Genomic DNA, 15,183 nt, shown 5'->3' with positions numbered 1-15,183 from the left:
CCCATGAAAGAAGATCTTCGTCACGACGTGCTGCAGCGCCTGGAATCTGACTATGGCCTGAAACATCGCAAAGATACCGATTACATGCGCGGTGGTGAGTGTCCTAAGTGCCACAAGCGTGAGCTGTATTCGCGTCATGACAAACCCTGGCTGGTGATCTGCGGCCGGTCTGAAAAGTGCGGTCACACCCTGCACGTCAAAGAAATCTACAACGATCTGTTTGAAGACTGGAGCAAGCGTGCGCCGGCGACGGACAACGCACCCACGGCCACAGCCCGCGCCTATCTGGAGTTTGGGCGCGGATTCAACATCGAGTTGATCGCCGGCTGGTTCACCCAGGACTCCCACTATTCAGGGCAGCACAACGCCGGCAGCGCCACGGTTCGTTTCGCTCTGGAGAAAGGCGGCTACTGGGAACGCCTGATCGACAAACCGGCCCGCTTCGGAAAGATGAAAGCCCGGTTCGCTCCAGGTGAAAGCTACCGGGGCACGTGGTGGTGCCCGCCGTGCGTCGACGTCCTGGAAGCGAAAGAAATCTGGATCGTTGAAGGCATATTCGATGCCATCGCCCTGGTCCATCACAATATTGCTGCCGTATCGGCTATGTCTTCGAACGCCTTCCCGGCCGACTCGCTGCAGGCGATCGTGGCAGCCCGTCCAGGCAGCTTGCCGAAGCTGGTGTGGGCATTGGATAACGAGCCAGGTGCACACGCCTATACGAAGCGCTGGGTGCGTATGGCGCGTGAACTGGGCTTCACCTGCGAGGCTGCACAAATCCCCCAGCGGGACAACCGGAAGGTCGACTGGAACGATCTGCACCAGCGTTGGCAGTTCCTGGACGAGGGCGCTAAACGCGAAGCCCAGTTTGACAAGGACATCACCACAGCCCGCCACCACGGCGCGCTGCTTATTGCCGACAACGCCACGGAGAAGGCCCTGGTGATGTTCGATTGGAAACGCCGTAGCGAATTCCACTTGGAGTTCGGCAACCGCCTCTACTGGTTCAAGCTCGACCTGGAGAAGTACAACAAGGCGATTCAGGAACTTGAGGACAGCGAACACCACGACGACCAGCAATTGAACAATAAGCAGATGCGTGCCAAGGCCATGCAGCAGTGCGGCGCCCTGCAGCGTATCGCTACATGCAATCCCAAAGCCTTGTACTACCAGGAAAACAAGCTCACCGACGAGTCCTGGTACTACTTCCGCATCACCTTTGCACATGACGCTGCACCTATTAAGAACACCTTCACCAGCTCTCAGATTGCTTCGTCTGCAGAGTTCAAAAAGCGCTTACTCGGCATTGCCCCGGGCGGGATGTTCACCGGCACCACGCAACAACTGGATGCGTTCATTGAAGAACAAACCGACGCTCTGAAAACTGTGCAGACCATTGACTTCACCGGATATACCCGTGAACACGGTGCGTACGTCTACGGCGACGTGGCGGTGCGCGACGGGAAGGTGTTCAAGCTCAACGAGGAAGACTTTTTCGATATGGACCGGCTCAGCATCAAGACCTTGAGCCAGTCCGTGATCCTCAATCTAAACACCGACCTGCAGAAGTTTGAGACTGAATGGCTTGAAATCATATGGGAGTGCTTCGGCGCCAAGGGCCTGGTAGCACTCGCTTTCTGGTTTGGCTCCCTGTTTGCCGAGCAAATCCGGCAACACCAGAAAAGCTACCCGTTCATGGAGATCATCGGCGAACCAGGTGCCGGCAAATCCACCTTGATTGAGTTCCTGTGGAAGCTGTGCGGCCGGAGCGATTACGAGGGCTTCGACCCAACCAAGGGCACACCGGTAGCCCGGGCTCGCAACTTCGCCCAGGTCGCCAATTTGCCGGTGGTGCTGATTGAATCCGAGCGGGAAAAGACCGACGGCAGCCAAACCAGACAGTACGACTGGGACGAACTGAAAACCGCTTATAACGGGCGTAGCGTCCGCTCCACCGGTGTGAAGAACAACGGCAATGACACCCGGGAACCGCCCTTCCGTGCGGCCGTGGTCATTGGCCAGAACCACGCTGTCAACGCGTCAGAACCTATCCTGCAGCGACTTGTGCACATCGCAATGACAAAGGAAGGCCAGACACCTCAGACCAAAGTATTGGTGGAAAAGCTGGAGCGCATGCCGGTCGATCGGGTCAGCGGCTTCCTGGTGAAGTCCACCATGATGGAAACCGTGGTAATGGAGACCGTCCGCGAAAAGGGCCCGAAGTACGAACAGCAACTGTTGGCCCTGCCCGAGATCCGCACGGTGCGCATCGCGAAGAATCACGCCCAACTGCACGCCCTGGTCGACGCTCTGGTGCACGTCGTCCCACTGAAAAAAAACCAAGTGGACGCGGCCCATGCAGAGATCCAGAACATGGCCAAGGATCGTCAGTTGGCCATTAACGCCGACCACTCCGTCGTTGTGGAATTTTGGGAGCTGTTCGACTACCTCAACGGCCCCGAAGGCGACCTCAATCACTCCCGCACCGACGGCCTGATCGCCGTCAACCTGAACGAATTCGCAGAAATGGCGGCGAATAAACGGCAGAAAGTCCCGGATCTGACCGAACTCAAACGCCACCTCAAGACCAGCAAGTGCCCCAAGTTCATCGAAACCAACCGCACCGTTTGCTCGGCACGGATGAAAGACGCCTTCGACAAAGCAAAAACCGTGCGCTGCTGGATGTTCCAGAGTGCTTAACCGTAGTAACCAGGAGTAACCACATGCAGAACGAACTCAAATCGGCCATTCGCTTCAATGACTTTGTCGCCTACTTTGGACCTCGGGGGGTGGTCGCCATGGCCTGGTGGCTGGGGGCAATACACGCCGCTCAAATTCGCAAGGACCACAATAGCTTTCCGTTTATCCAGATCAACGGCGCCGCTGACAGGGGCAAGTCTCTGATCTTGGACTACCTGCAAAAGCTGACGGGCCAAGTTCCCTATGCGTATTCGTTGGCATACCCCACTCCTGCAGCACGAGCACGGTCCGTCTTGAGCGCGGAAAACCGTGTGGTTATCTGCGAGAACGAAGGTGAGTTCAATCAGAAGTTTGATTGGGACGAACTGAAACCGCTCTACAACGGCGAGTTCTCCATCAGATCGGAGGGCGTCATGGCCGAGCACCACACATTCAAAGGTGCGTTAACGATCACCGCAAATCATCCAGTGCAATGCAGTGATGCCGTCGCCAGTCGCATGGTCACCATCAACTTTTCAGACGAGAGCCCACACGCAACCAGGGTCCGGCCCGAGGCGATAACCGATGTCAGCGCGGATAAGGCCATCGCGTTCGGTATCAAAGTGGCGCAATCGGAAGATTGGGTAACCAGCAGCCTGGAGAGGCTCCTGCCTCGGTACCAGGGCCAGTTGACCCAAACATATGGGGATGGTCTCAGCCCAAGAACTGCCAAGAATTGCGCGCAAATGCTCGCGCTGCTGGACCTCCTTTGCACACTGCTTTCGATTCCCGACGCACTCCGTAATGAAGCAGTGAAGGTCATGCACGACATCGCTTCCGAGTCCATTCCGTTCTGACACGCACAGCCTAGTGCTGCAACGCCGCACCAAAAAGGGAAACCATCATGCACGTACAAATCATCACCGGCGAAGGTCGGGACGGTGCGACGAAACAGCTCAAGCATTTGAAGGAACTGCAGGAGTGGATCGGCGAGGCCAGCCAAATGGTACACGCCGAGGCATATAGCGCTGCTGGCTTGGTCGAGATTCTGGAAGTCCGTGGTGCCACGGAGCAGGAGCTCCTGGTGTTGGAGTGCACCAGGGAACAGATCCAGGCGGTGCTGGAGTGGCAGTCAGCGACTGACGAAGTGATCGAGCTGGAGAACCTGGTGCTTCACCTGGTTCGGCAAGTGCAACCAACCACTGCCGGCGAAGGCCGGTAATTAGAACGGTGTCGAGGAGTTGCACCTCCCCGACACCAACCACCACTGAGGGCAACACCATGCAAGCACAGCACCAGAGCGGCAGCGACCCGAAGGCTACCACAGTGCCGGCAGAAGGAATGCAGGCGGCGCGGCACCTGATGGCCATCCGAATCGTCGGTACCGCGCTTTTCGATTACCAGGTCCACAAGACGCCCGACACCCGGATCCGCCTCGAGGCATTCACCACCATGGCACACCTGCAAGGTGATCTCACAGCAAACGAAGCGGCATTTGTGTCCCAACTGCTGACCACACTAGCGTCCGCGAGAGCATCCGTATGAGTTCCCGAACAAGGCCCACGATGGCCAGCACGCGATTAGATCTTCCTAGCATTTGCGATATATGCGGCTTCGCTCGGTCGACCCGCCGGCACCAGGGGTGCAGCAAGCTACGTCAGCAGCGGAAAGCCGAGGAGTGGGCTTCTTTGATGGCGGAGAAGCTCACCGCAAGGCTGGCTAAAACACGTCGCTACTCCCGCTGACCTCTGACTAGCCGGCCTGCCCTGTGCAGGCCGGCGCCATATTCCGAAAGCACTCTTCCAATTTAAGGTCGTTCCTTATGACTACCCACAACATCGTCAGTGTAAGCGGCGGGAAAGACAGTACCGCAACGCTACTGGTGGCCATCGCCCTTGAGACGCCCAACCTGCAGGCCGTGTTTGCTGACACTGGCAACGAGCACGAACAGACCTACCAGTATCTTGATTACCTAGAGCAAGCCACAGGCGTACCAATCACCAGGGTAAAAGCAGACTTCAGCCGGCAGATCGCCGGAAAGCGGAAGTTCATAGAAACCAAATGGCGTGAGCAAGGCGTCGACGAACCCATAGTGCTGGCCGCGCTGGAAGTCTTGCAGCCAACCGGCAATCCATTCCTCGACCTTTGCATTTGGAAGGGCCGCTTCCCCAGCCGTAAGGCCCAGTTCTGCACCATGGAACTGAAACGGGACCCTATGCTTGAGCAAGTGGTGATGCCGCTGATGGGGCAAGGAAACATGTTGATCAGCTGGCAGGGCGTGCGGGCTGATGAATCGCTGAACAGGCGTTACCTACCTGAATGCGATGAAGTCGGCGGCGGGCTTTTCAATTACCGACCGATACTCAAGTGGAATATCCCGGCCGTGTTCGAGGCGCACCGGTTCATGGGCATTGAGCCAAATCCACTTTACTCACAGGGCATGGGACGGGTGGGGTGCATGCCTTGCATCAACTGCCGTAAGGATGAACTGCGGGAAATCGCCCTGCGCTTCCCTGAAGTCATTGACCGGATCGATCGGTGGGAACGGACCGTTCAACAGGCCAGCAAGCGCGGTGCAGCCACATTCTTCGCTGGGTCAAACGCCAAACACCCGAAAGGCTCAATTGCCGATATGACCGCGCTTGAGGTAATGGCGGTTGCCAGCATCCGCCAGGCCGTCGAATGGTCGAAGACGGCCCGAGGTGGCATCCAATACGACCTGCTGATCGCCACCGATGCCAATGCATGTAACTCGGCATATGGCCTGTGCGATGGCGAGGCCGACGTCATCAGCATTGAGACAGAAATGCTCGACCAAGCTTCTACTACATCGATTTATCCACCGCCGGCTAAACTGGTAAGCAGCATCGATCGGCAGGCTCAAGCCTCGAGGGCTGCACTGTGAAAGAAGCAACAACCGGCGTTCTGACGTTTCAAGATCTACAGCACATAACTGGTTATCAGCGGCGATCAGATGTCGAGAGGACACTTATTGACCAGGGCGTGAGGTTATTTCGTGGGCGAACAGGCCCATGGACAACCATCGATTTGGTCAACCATGCCGGTGGCGTCACCCCTACCAGCTCTGACAGGTACGACTCCGACATCCTATGAAAAAAGCACGGAAGCGGAAGCATAATCCGCACATTCCCGGACATATCGACCAGGCCGCTCTCCCAGCGGCCGTTTACTTCGACCACCGAAAGGGCCAGGTCTGGTACACGCTGCACTATGACGAAACGGGAAAGCAGCGCCGGCGAAACATTGCGCCGGCCGATGTTTCTTTGGCCGATCTGCACCAAATCATGGATGAGGCATCCAACGTCGACCGTGGAACGCTTCGCTACGTTTGTGGCCAGTTTCACGAGAGCGACCGATATAAGAAGCTCAGCCCCAAAACCCATGACGACTACTGCTATTCACGTGATGTCCTGTTGACCTTGCCTACAAAGCTGGGCAAGCCCCTGGGAGATCTGGCGGTGCGCAAGTTTACTTCTGCCCTGGTGCAGCGCATCGTCGATCGGCTAGCGGACGAAGGCACCCCATCCAAAGCCGCGCACGCCCTTCGCTATCTGAGGCGCGTACTGCAGTGGGGCCGCAACCGCGGCTATCTGGAAGTGAACCCCGCTCTGGGCATAGAAGCCCCAGTCGAACGAAAACAGCGTCGCCTGCCGAATCACCAGGTAATGGACACGCTCATCGATCGGGCCATTGCACGCGGACTGCTGATACGTGGCGAGAAAGGCGGCTGCCCCGAATACCTTGGCTATGTCATGGAGCTGGCCTATCTCTGCAGGCTACGCGGAATCGAAGTCGTAACCCTGACCGACGCAAACGAGCTGGAGACCGGAATTCTAACCAACCGTCGAAAGGGAAGTCGGGACAACATTGTTCGCTGGACACCGCGCCTGCGCAAAGCTTGGGACCATGCAAAGGCCTATCGGGCAAAGGTTTGGGCCAAACGCAAAACCGCGATACCGATTGCGCCGTCACGCCGCACCATCATCGTGGCCAGCCATGGCGGCCCGCTTCGCAAGTCAAGCCTGGATACGGCCTGGCAACGTTTCATCACCCTGGCTCTGGCTGACGACATCATCACGCCGGACCAGCGGTTCGCGCTTCACGACCTTAAAAGACGTGGAATCACTGACACGGTGGGCACGCGCGCGGATAAACAGGAGGCCAGCGGCCACCGTGACCCGAAGATGATGGACGTCTACGACCACAGCATACCTACCGTCTCCCCCTCCGCAGACTGAGCAAATCGGACGTAACAAGCGACACAGGGCCCGCCATCTACGCGGGCCTTGGCGCGTCTGGACGTAATAAGAAATCACATAACCCATTGATTTATATGCTTGAAGCACCTTCCTTGTAATCAGTAGGTCCCGGGTTCGACTCCTGGTGCCGGCACCATACAAGGTTCCATAGAAGGCTTTCAAAATCTCTGGAACCCCCAAAAAACCCGCCTTCTGGCGGGTTTTTTCGTTTTGGCGTTCCGTCGGATTCCGCCAAAATCTTATGGATACCAGCCGTTTTAAGGATAAAGATAGGGGTAAGGTCATTCGATAAAGGGAGGAGTACCCTTATGTCGCGCACCACTGCCCCACTCTACGATTCGGCTTGCCGTTCAGCCAAGCCCACCGACCGCGCCTACAAGCTTTTCGACGGCGACGGCCTCTACCTTCTAGTCCAACCCAATGGCCGTAAAGGCTGGCGTTTCAGGTATGTAAAACCTGATGGTCGTGAAGGACTGACCTCCTTCGGCAACTACCCCGTGGTCGGCCTCGCCGATGCGCGCAAGAAGCGCCTGGAGGTCAAGCGGATGCTGGCAGAAGGCATCGACCCCATCGAGTCCAAACACCAAGCCAAGACGCAAGCCACAATCCGTGGCCGAACCTTTGAGGACGTAGCCTTGGACTGGCACAAAGCGATGTCTGCCAAATGGGCTCCGGGCCATGCCAAGACGGTCCTGAGCCGTCTCAAAACCCATGTTTTTTCCACTAATCGGTGATCGCGCTATTGTCGACCTAGACACTCACGACTTGATGCAACCTCTGGAAGCAATCCAGAAGCGTGGCACGATTGACGTCGCGTTAAGGGTACAAAACTACCTGCAAAGCATCATGCGCGAGGCGAAACGTGCTCGACAGATCGCGGCAAACCCTGCCTCCGACCTTGAAGGCTTGAACAAAGCCCCGAGGGTAGTTCACCGCCCAGCTTTACCCTTATTGCGTCTGCCTGAATTGCAGGAGCGCATCGACACCTACAAAGGACGAACGCTGACTCGGCTGACAGTCATGCTCTCGCTACATGTGTTTGTCCGCTCCAGCGAACTGCGCTTCGCCCGCTGGAGCGAGTTCGACCTCAAGCGCGGCACCTGGGAGATACCGGACACTCGACCCGCGTTGGACGGAGTACCCTTTTCAACAAGGGGTACGAAGATGGCCGGGGACATCCACCTTGTACCCTTATCGCCGCAAGCCGTGACTCTGCTTGAACAGATCCACGTCCTCACCGGCGAATTCGACCTGGTATTTGCAGGCGATGCCAAGCCCTGGAAACCCATGTCTGAAAACACGGTGAACAGCACGCTCAGAAAGATGGGGTACGACACCAAAGCCGAAATTTGCGGGCATGGGTTTCGGTCGATGGCCTGTAGTGCGCTGATTGAGTCAGGGCTGTGGTCCGAGACAGCCATTGAAAGGCAGAGGAGCCACAAAGAGCGGAACAACGTCCGTGCGGCCTACATACACAAGGCTGAGTTCATCGAAGAGCGGAGGCTGATCATGAACTGGTGGAGCCGGTATCTTGAGGTCAATCGACGGAAGCATTTGGCTCCACATGAATTTGCTAAAATATGGGAAAAAAAATTAGCCCAATCAAGTTAACACAACTCGCGAAAATACCTAGGGACGAAAAACAGTATTGAAAAGATTAATAGTAGGCCATGACACGATTCGTCATTTCAGCTTCTGGGTCGTCAAACAACATGCTACAAATCTATTTCGGAATGCCGATGTTTGTCGCTTTATCTGCCGCCACCAAATATCTAAGGCTATTCATAGCCTTAAGAGCATTTTAAAAATACACGCGCATACAACCACTTATTTAAATGCGAGGCGATCTTAGTAATTCGGAGTATTGGCAATGGCTGACGAACTCTGATGACATTTTGAATACGTTGTGTTGAGCAACAGTAATAACGCTGCTGTGGTATTTCAGATACTGTCCCAGGCTGCTGCCTATACTTTTTCGAGAAGTTGAATCAATAACAACCGAAAACAATAACGTTTGAAAATTATTTTTCCATATGAGTACAATAGCCACGACAAAATTAATTGTGACTATTGCGTCGTTTTTACAATCGAAGCGTTGCGCCGTGCATTTACCCCCCAAAAAAACTTAGAGCATTGATTCGATACTGAGAAAATCCGGATCTGCACTCGCAAAAATTTTCTTTGCGCAATAATACCCAGACTTTCTTTTCATAAGGCTAAAAACTTCAGGACTTGAAAAACGATAAATATGAAATGCGCATAACTCAGCAGAAACCCTCAACCTGCTTCGAGGCCCAAGAACAACAATCAGCTCGTCATACCTAGCAGGATTACCAACATTCAGATTAGTACCTTCTGGCGAGTTATGTACTTTTACTTGCACGCGAGACTCGCCAATTGTTCCATCATATCCGGGATGACGACCACTTTTTTCTAGTAACAACCCATACTGCTGCACGCAAAGCCACTCTCCAATGTCACCAAGTAGCTTGTCAGAGCGTACGACCCCCGCGTCCAAGAGCTTGGATGCACACATGAAGAATTCACGAATAAGGTCATGCTCCGGCATATTTTTTACTCCCCTAATGATAAAGCTAGACTTCCATAGAAACCTGAAAATTGTGATAGTATTTTAAGCAGAACACTGCTGCACAGGTGTCTGTGCAGAAGTGGTTTTACTGGGCACGGCGGCTAGACTAAGTTATCTATAACATCCCTAGCAACATTAATTATTAGCGTTAAGTCGGCATCGCTTAGGTATGTAACCGAATGCCCACTATCCCGTGCTGATTGAATTTCATCAGCGGCACCGCTTGTTAGCCCCTGCCCGCCAGTAAGTAGGTGTCCATCTACCTTTTTATTACTCTGAATGTCATCAACAAATTTTTTCGCGGTAGCTTTACTTATCTTATGCTTGGATTGTTTATGATCTTGTCGCAATACAACTTCGCCATCAGGAAGAGCTTCGAACTCGACTCTTTGAAGCGATGAGTTTGCCACGTGCTGTAACTCTTTTTTTGTTGTATAAACCATAAAATCGACGCCGCTTTCTGGCGTATTGGTTCTAGTTGGCTTTGTAAACTCATACTCCTCTAAAGTTTGCTGAAGAAGAGCATGAGCTTCGGCGGCCCTTCCTTCGCCCTTTTTTCCCTTACTCATAGAAAACCTTATATTAGGCTTATAACAAGGACAGCACCATCTTCAGGTTCAGCCATAGATTTAGCTATTAGCTTTTTTAGAAGAACTAACTCACACATGACATTTTCGAGCTCATCTTTCTGCTCGCGATCCTTAGACTGATATTCTTCAATAATCTCACCAATCACCCTATTAATGCTATGCCTAAGGGAAGCTTCCGTTTCCGAGACCACATCTATACTGAATGTATCCTGCCCATCGCTTTCCAAAGCCTCACGTTCAATAAGATAAGGCTCCAACATATCAATTACATAGCTACCGACCTCTACTATGAAAATAGATTCATGCGTAGCTTCCATCAATTGCCCGGCGTCATTTAGATGGTATTGGGCCAACTCAACAGAGGTAGTCATTTAATACTCCTTAAATACTGCAAAAAATTTGTCGCTTTACGCTGATCAAGGTTGCTGCGGACGAACCACCTTCTGAGTTCTGCTTTTAAGGCATCGAATGAAGCAGCGCGCTCAGAAAAACTTGAACAGATTTCATCTACAGCGTGTTCGTCATCGATAAAATCTTCGATTGGAAAGCCACCAGTACGGAAAAACTCTAGAAAGTGTTCTTTCTGCGGAGGTTCAATTTCGTATTGAAATGAAAAACGCCGACGGACTGCCGAGTCTATTTTGTCTACATAGTTTGTAAGGCCAATTATGTAAAGATTCTTATTTAAACTGGCCTTATCTAATTGATTCATCAACTCCGCAACAGCACGATTCATATCAGGGTGTTCGTGCGTATTTTCCCTATTAAGGAAAAACACCTCTATCTCATCCATGATGACAACCACATAATATTTCTTTGTTACTTCATTTATTTCATTGAACAATTCGGTAATATTTTTTGCTGTATCCCCCATTCGACTCGAAATTAGCTGCGGCAAATCCACTTCATATATTGACGCTTCTATACCCTCCTTTTTTTTAAGCTTATTGGCCAATTCATAAGCTATTGCCGTTTTCCCATGTCCTGGAGGACCGTATATCAGTACCTTGCAGCCGATATCGAGGAAGCTTAATATCTTCTGGCTTCCGCTAAGAACTACATTAAATATCTTCTCGAGATCGACACGAATAGAATCGTTACCCGTCAGCAACTGTATCTTGCGATCAATCCATGACTGCTCAACTTTTTTAATAAAATTACTCAATCGCCACCTCTTTAACTCTACGGGTGCATCAACGCTTCGATTTATATCGTTAAATACTAGCGGAAGCCATATCAACCAGTAGAATTTGAACCCAATGGTAACGTCCTACCGAAGTCACAACGCTACTGTATTAAAAAGATAAATGCTACTGCTTTTATCTTGCCACCCAGGTGCGCGAGAAAAAATAGTGCGTCAATTTTCCAGCGTGCTCGGCGAGCAAAAGCCTTTCACCAACGAAACACAATATGGCCCGATCAGCTGCTGAACGCTCGATTTATTAACAATACACTATTGTTAATTCTATATAACTCGGCTAATGAACTCTTGAGAGAATTTTTATGGTTCGGTTTTTATAGGCTTAGTCCCGTAGAGCATGACGAGCCCTATTGCATTTGCGGGTCCATCCAAACAGGGCTGCAAACCCACCCTGCTTGGATGGACCTCACTTAAAAAATCTCAAGCCCACACAACTGTTTGTGGAAAACCACTGATTTCCACCGGTGGATAATTTCATCCACAGCCGCAGAACACCCAAAAATTCGAGCCTTGACCCGAATTATCCACAGGCGTAGAAAAGATCGGGCAAAGCGCTGTCGCTGACAGCAACCCAGGTAGCCAGAACCTTTAAGGCTACGCCACACCGTAGTGGTTCTCCCAAAGTGCGATTAGCGTCCGGCGGCTCGCACGGTCACAGCGATGTGATGGATGCCTACTTTTACCAGTGTGCCCACTGCGGCAACTCATCCCCTTTCATAGCTGCCCTGCAGCAACCTATCCACTTGGCCATTCCCGTGCGCCAACCTGCGCCCGTCTCTTTCTCCCGGAAAGAGACGGGCACTCCTACCACTGCTGCAGCCCAACTCGTACAAGGCATTGCGGCATTCCCCATCGTGACAATCGGCGTGACAAACACCGAAGTCACCAGCAACAGCGATGCAGATGATGGTGCCGTAGCCCACGGAATGGACTGCACCTGACTGACAGTCAGGTATGCCCCGATCATCGCTTCACTGCCTTCACCCGACTCAGGATCTCGCGGCGCAGGTCTCGTCCGCCAGTGCAGCCTCCACCCGCCCACGTCTTCGGAAGTGCTCAGGAGGCCAGATCATGAGATGCCCAAGCCCCCGGTCGGGAGCCGTAAGTCCCGCGTGAGTGGACAACCCTCACAGGCCGCAGGGGCCTTGGTCCCTGATAACACTCAACATCCCAATAGGCGGGATGACGTGGGGAAGGTTTCAACGGTTTTGGCTTCGAGAGGAGTTCGATCATGGCGTTGGTCGGTAAACGAGATGGGCGCAATTTTGGCTATGGTCGGCAGTTGAGCTACGCCGGGCCGCAGGCATTGCGCGATCTGTTTGGCGGTGGGCACTACGGCACGGTCAAAGCGCACAGTGATCGCTGGCAGGCGTTTGTACGCTGGTGACGGTCGGAGGATGGGCCCGGGTTTAACGATGCGCGCCAGATTGATCGGCAGACCTTGCTGGACTACGCAGTACATCTGCGTAAACAAGTCGAACAAAGCGTTATAGGCACCGCCACCGCGCAAAACCGGTTGTCCAGCGTGAACCGGACCATGGCCGCGCTTCGTGGTGATCAGTATGTGAAAGTGCCGAGCCCGAGTGACGCGTTGGGAATGCAGCGGACCAACGTTCGCACAACCGCTCCCCAAGGCCAAGATCATGAGCAAGTTATGCGCATCGTCGAAGCGCTTCGCGAACAGCATCCCCGTGCGGCCGCCATCGCCCTCTTGGCCCGCGCCACCGGCATGCGCTTGCGCGAGGCCATACTAGCCGACCTGCCACGTCTCAAACGTGAAGCCGAACACTAGGGCAAGGTCAACATCCAGGACGGCACCAAAGGTGGCCGCTGCGGTGCGACAGCACCTCGCTGGATCATAGTGGACGAGCATACTCGCGAAGCACTCAGATATGCCAAGCAGGTCTTACCGCATAGCAGCCGCAACCTGCTGGCACCGAACGAAAGCTACCTCGAATTCCAACGGGGAATCGTTCGTCCTGCACGGGAGATTCTTCATACGCACAATCTCAAGGGCTTCCACGAATTGCGCGCGGCCTACGCGTGCGAACGCTATGAACAAATCACACAGCATCCTGCACCCATCAACGGTGGCAGCTGCTACCAACTCGATCGGCACCTCGATCAGGAGGCCCGAGCACAAATCAGCTATGAGCTGGGGCACGGTCGTATCGACGTGGTATCGGCTTACATCGGTGGCCGCACTTGAGCAAGCCATTCGATATGGCACTATTCCTAGAGGGTGCACTCACCGGGTCACCAGCCACGCGGCATCGCCACATCCGTCAGGCAAAGGTTATCCAATCAGCTATAGATGAACGCTGGCAACGAGCCAATCCATGGTCTTGGCAGCAAAAACATCTCACCTGGTTTATAAATCAACACTTAAACCAGCGCGCTGAGTCAACGCGCTACTACTATCTGCTGACAGTGCGGCTGCTCACTATTCGATTAGGCAAGGCTTGGCGGTTCAAAGCGATAGGCGGGGACCGAGATTGATACAAAGTATCGGATGAAGTGCCTCTAAATAAAAGGCGATTGCACCGGTATTGCTCATCGCTTGCGTTCGCTTTGACAATGGTATGTAAAAGGAGGCAGCGCCTGAGAACGATCCAAAGACACCTGTCATGGTTAAAAGCCAACATTTTCGATAGGCTCGACTCCCTGACCTTAAACCAAGCCCCCCAGAGCCCAAGAAATGGCAGACAAAGAGAATCAACACTATGTACCACAGTATTACTTCCGTTTCTTTTCAAACAACGGCAAAAGCATATCTCTAATAAACAAATCCACGGGAAAACTGGTAACTAAGGCTTCAATCAAAGGTCAGGCATCTAAAAGCTACTTCTATGGGGATAAGGTAGTAGAGGACAGCATAACAAAACTAGAAAGTTGTTTCTTAGCTCCGCTAAAAAAGCTAAAAGATTGCAAATCCTTCGCCTCACTAGCCGACTCAGAGGTGATTTTAATCCTTCAAAGTATTATGTTCCAACGCTCAAGAACACTAGCGACTCGACTCGACAGACGCAATCAAAGCCAACACATAGCAAACTTATTTCTCGAGATCGCCATAAACAATTGCGAAGACTTATCAGATGAGATTAAGCAGCAGCTTCGAGAATCAACAACAGTAGTCCCAGACGCAAAGGAGTTTCAGAAAATCGAGATAATCGAGTCGGTCTCCAACGCTCATTTTCTCTTCGACCTGGGGCGTGCAATACTTAAAAACAGGACAAACAAACCTTTTATTTTTGGCGATGCACCAGTAGTTTTTTCCAACCCTTTCCAGCAAAATATTTGCTCCAGAGGTGTTCTTGGTATGAGAAACCCTGGACTAATTATTTTCTTTCCGCTTAGCCCTCGCACTGCGATTTTCTTATACGACAGGAATGTATACAAAGTGAGGCCAAACAAAAATGGCAACATTGACGTTCGACATGCCAAAGATATAGACCAGCTAAACAGCTTGCAGCTTCACAGCGCTGCCTCAGCTGCATATTTTGACGACATTGAAAACGCAAACTATGTTCACGACCTATGGAAAAATGCGTGCAAGAAGGAATTCAAAACAAAGGGAATAATTCGAACATTCGTCGTACAGCATGAAGAAGAAAATAAGGAAATTTTGCATCAATTTGACGAACAACTTTCCTTCATCCCAAGCCTATCTTTTGCTGCCTGCCCAAAATTAGCCACAAGCGATTTGTTGATTGATCGAGATTCGTGGGATGGGCGCAATTACCAACCAGAACAACGAGAATGGTTCATGCCCACTGGCAGCTGAAATTTATAAATATATGGAGGGAGACCAAATTAGGCCCCCCTCTGGAACTGCAAAAAAATCCA

Annotated in this window: 12 protein-coding genes and 2 pseudogenes; 10 read left to right on the top strand and 4 right to left on the bottom strand. The window is 52.5% G+C overall.

Annotation, left to right across the window (positions count from 1 at the left end):
* Positions 1–3 precede the first annotated feature (3 nt).
* From BLV67_RS10335 to BLV67_RS10295, 8 genes and pseudogenes are all read left to right on the top strand, one after another.
* On the top strand, positions 4–2,697 hold the full coding sequence (locus BLV67_RS10335; RefSeq protein ID WP_069786720.1) for a toprim domain-containing protein: 2,694 nt from the start codon (positions 4–6) through the stop codon (positions 2,695–2,697).
* 23 nt (positions 2,698–2,720) lie between these two features.
* Positions 2,721–3,533, top strand: coding sequence for a hypothetical protein (locus tag BLV67_RS10330; RefSeq protein ID WP_069786719.1), 813 nt, complete (start codon positions 2,721–2,723; stop codon positions 3,531–3,533).
* Between the two features lie 47 nt (positions 3,534–3,580).
* Entirely contained in the window at positions 3,581–3,898 is a 318-nt protein-coding gene (locus BLV67_RS10325) for a hypothetical protein (protein WP_069786718.1), read from the top strand.
* A gap of 59 nt (positions 3,899–3,957) precedes the next feature.
* Positions 3,958–4,221, top strand: a complete 264-nt coding sequence (locus BLV67_RS10320; protein ID WP_069786717.1) for a hypothetical protein — start codon at positions 3,958–3,960, stop codon at positions 4,219–4,221.
* A 277-nt stretch (positions 4,222–4,498) separates the two neighbouring features.
* Positions 4,499–5,581 carry a phosphoadenosine phosphosulfate reductase domain-containing protein gene (locus BLV67_RS10310; protein WP_083269341.1) on the top strand — a complete coding sequence of 361 codons (1,083 nt, stop codon included), beginning with the start codon at positions 4,499–4,501 and terminating at the stop codon, positions 5,579–5,581.
* Complete coding sequence (locus BLV67_RS33320; protein ID WP_074854457.1) at positions 5,578–5,790, top strand: DUF4224 domain-containing protein; 213 nt, start codon at positions 5,578–5,580, stop codon at positions 5,788–5,790. The genes BLV67_RS10310 and BLV67_RS33320 overlap by 4 nt, the downstream gene beginning before the upstream one ends.
* Positions 5,787–6,935: a site-specific integrase gene (locus BLV67_RS10300; protein ID WP_069786716.1), complete on the top strand. Its 1,149-nt coding sequence runs from the start codon at positions 5,787–5,789 to the stop codon at positions 6,933–6,935. The genes BLV67_RS33320 and BLV67_RS10300 overlap by 4 nt, the downstream gene beginning before the upstream one ends.
* 329 nt (positions 6,936–7,264) lie before the next feature.
* A pseudogene (locus tag BLV67_RS10295) lies at positions 7,265–8,567 on the top strand (tyrosine-type recombinase/integrase).
* A 514-nt stretch (positions 8,568–9,081) separates the two neighbouring features.
* Here BLV67_RS10295 and BLV67_RS32380 read toward each other — a convergent pair.
* From BLV67_RS32380 to BLV67_RS10280, 4 genes are all read right to left on the bottom strand, one after another.
* The gene (locus BLV67_RS32380) at positions 9,082–9,525 is read right to left on the bottom strand and encodes a hypothetical protein (RefSeq protein WP_141722707.1); all 444 of its coding nucleotides are present in this window, start codon (positions 9,523–9,525) and stop codon (positions 9,082–9,084) included.
* Positions 9,526–9,647: 122 nt separating this feature from the next.
* Positions 9,648–10,115: a hypothetical protein gene (locus BLV67_RS10290; protein WP_069786715.1), complete on the bottom strand. Its 468-nt coding sequence runs from the start codon at positions 10,113–10,115 to the stop codon at positions 9,648–9,650.
* An 8-nt stretch (positions 10,116–10,123) separates the two neighbouring features.
* Complete coding sequence (locus BLV67_RS10285) at positions 10,124–10,507, bottom strand: hypothetical protein (protein WP_069786714.1); 384 nt, start codon at positions 10,505–10,507, stop codon at positions 10,124–10,126.
* A complete protein-coding gene (locus BLV67_RS10280; protein WP_069786713.1) occupies positions 10,504–11,301 on the bottom strand; it encodes an ATP-binding protein in 798 nt (265 codons plus the stop codon). The genes BLV67_RS10285 and BLV67_RS10280 overlap by 4 nt, the downstream gene beginning before the upstream one ends.
* A 1,267-nt stretch (positions 11,302–12,568) precedes the next feature.
* Between BLV67_RS10280 and BLV67_RS33315 the strand changes: the two are divergent.
* Positions 12,569–13,546, top strand: a pseudogene (locus BLV67_RS33315) (integrase domain-containing protein).
* A gap of 489 nt (positions 13,547–14,035) precedes the next feature.
* Positions 14,036–15,121 carry a DUF4238 domain-containing protein gene (locus tag BLV67_RS10255; RefSeq protein ID WP_069786712.1) on the top strand — a complete coding sequence of 362 codons (1,086 nt, stop codon included), beginning with the start codon at positions 14,036–14,038 and terminating at the stop codon, positions 15,119–15,121.
* Positions 15,122–15,183 lie beyond the last annotated feature (62 nt).

It is taken from the genome of Pseudomonas salomonii (assembly GCF_900107155.1).
GTDB lineage: Bacteria > Pseudomonadota > Gammaproteobacteria > Pseudomonadales > Pseudomonadaceae > Aquipseudomonas > Aquipseudomonas salomonii.
Note: the sequence above shows the minus strand (reverse complement) of the source record. Positions and strands in the feature narration are given on the sequence as shown.

Excerpts from the sequence above, each read along its gene's own strand:
- BLV67_RS10285 (WP_069786714.1), bottom strand. The coding sequence starts at position 10,507 with ATGACTACCTCTGTTGAGTTGGCCCAATACCATCTAAATGACGCCGGG.
- BLV67_RS32380 (WP_141722707.1), bottom strand. The coding sequence starts at position 9,525 with ATGCCGGAGCATGACCTTATTCGTGAATTCTTCATGTGTGCATCCAAG.
- BLV67_RS10335 (WP_069786720.1), top strand. The coding sequence starts at position 4 with ATGAAAGAAGATCTTCGTCACGACGTGCTGCAGCGCCTGGAATCTGAC.
- BLV67_RS10330 (WP_069786719.1), top strand. The coding sequence starts at position 2,721 with ATGCAGAACGAACTCAAATCGGCCATTCGCTTCAATGACTTTGTCGCC.
- BLV67_RS10320 (WP_069786717.1), top strand. The coding sequence starts at position 3,958 with ATGCAAGCACAGCACCAGAGCGGCAGCGACCCGAAGGCTACCACAGTG.
- BLV67_RS10310 (WP_083269341.1), top strand. The coding sequence starts at position 4,499 with ATGACTACCCACAACATCGTCAGTGTAAGCGGCGGGAAAGACAGTACC.
- BLV67_RS10255 (WP_069786712.1), top strand. The coding sequence starts at position 14,036 with ATGGCAGACAAAGAGAATCAACACTATGTACCACAGTATTACTTCCGT.
- BLV67_RS10300 (WP_069786716.1), top strand. The coding sequence starts at position 5,787 with ATGAAAAAAGCACGGAAGCGGAAGCATAATCCGCACATTCCCGGACAT.
- BLV67_RS10290 (WP_069786715.1), bottom strand. The coding sequence starts at position 10,115 with ATGAGTAAGGGAAAAAAGGGCGAAGGAAGGGCCGCCGAAGCTCATGCT.
- BLV67_RS10325 (WP_069786718.1), top strand. The coding sequence starts at position 3,581 with ATGCACGTACAAATCATCACCGGCGAAGGTCGGGACGGTGCGACGAAA.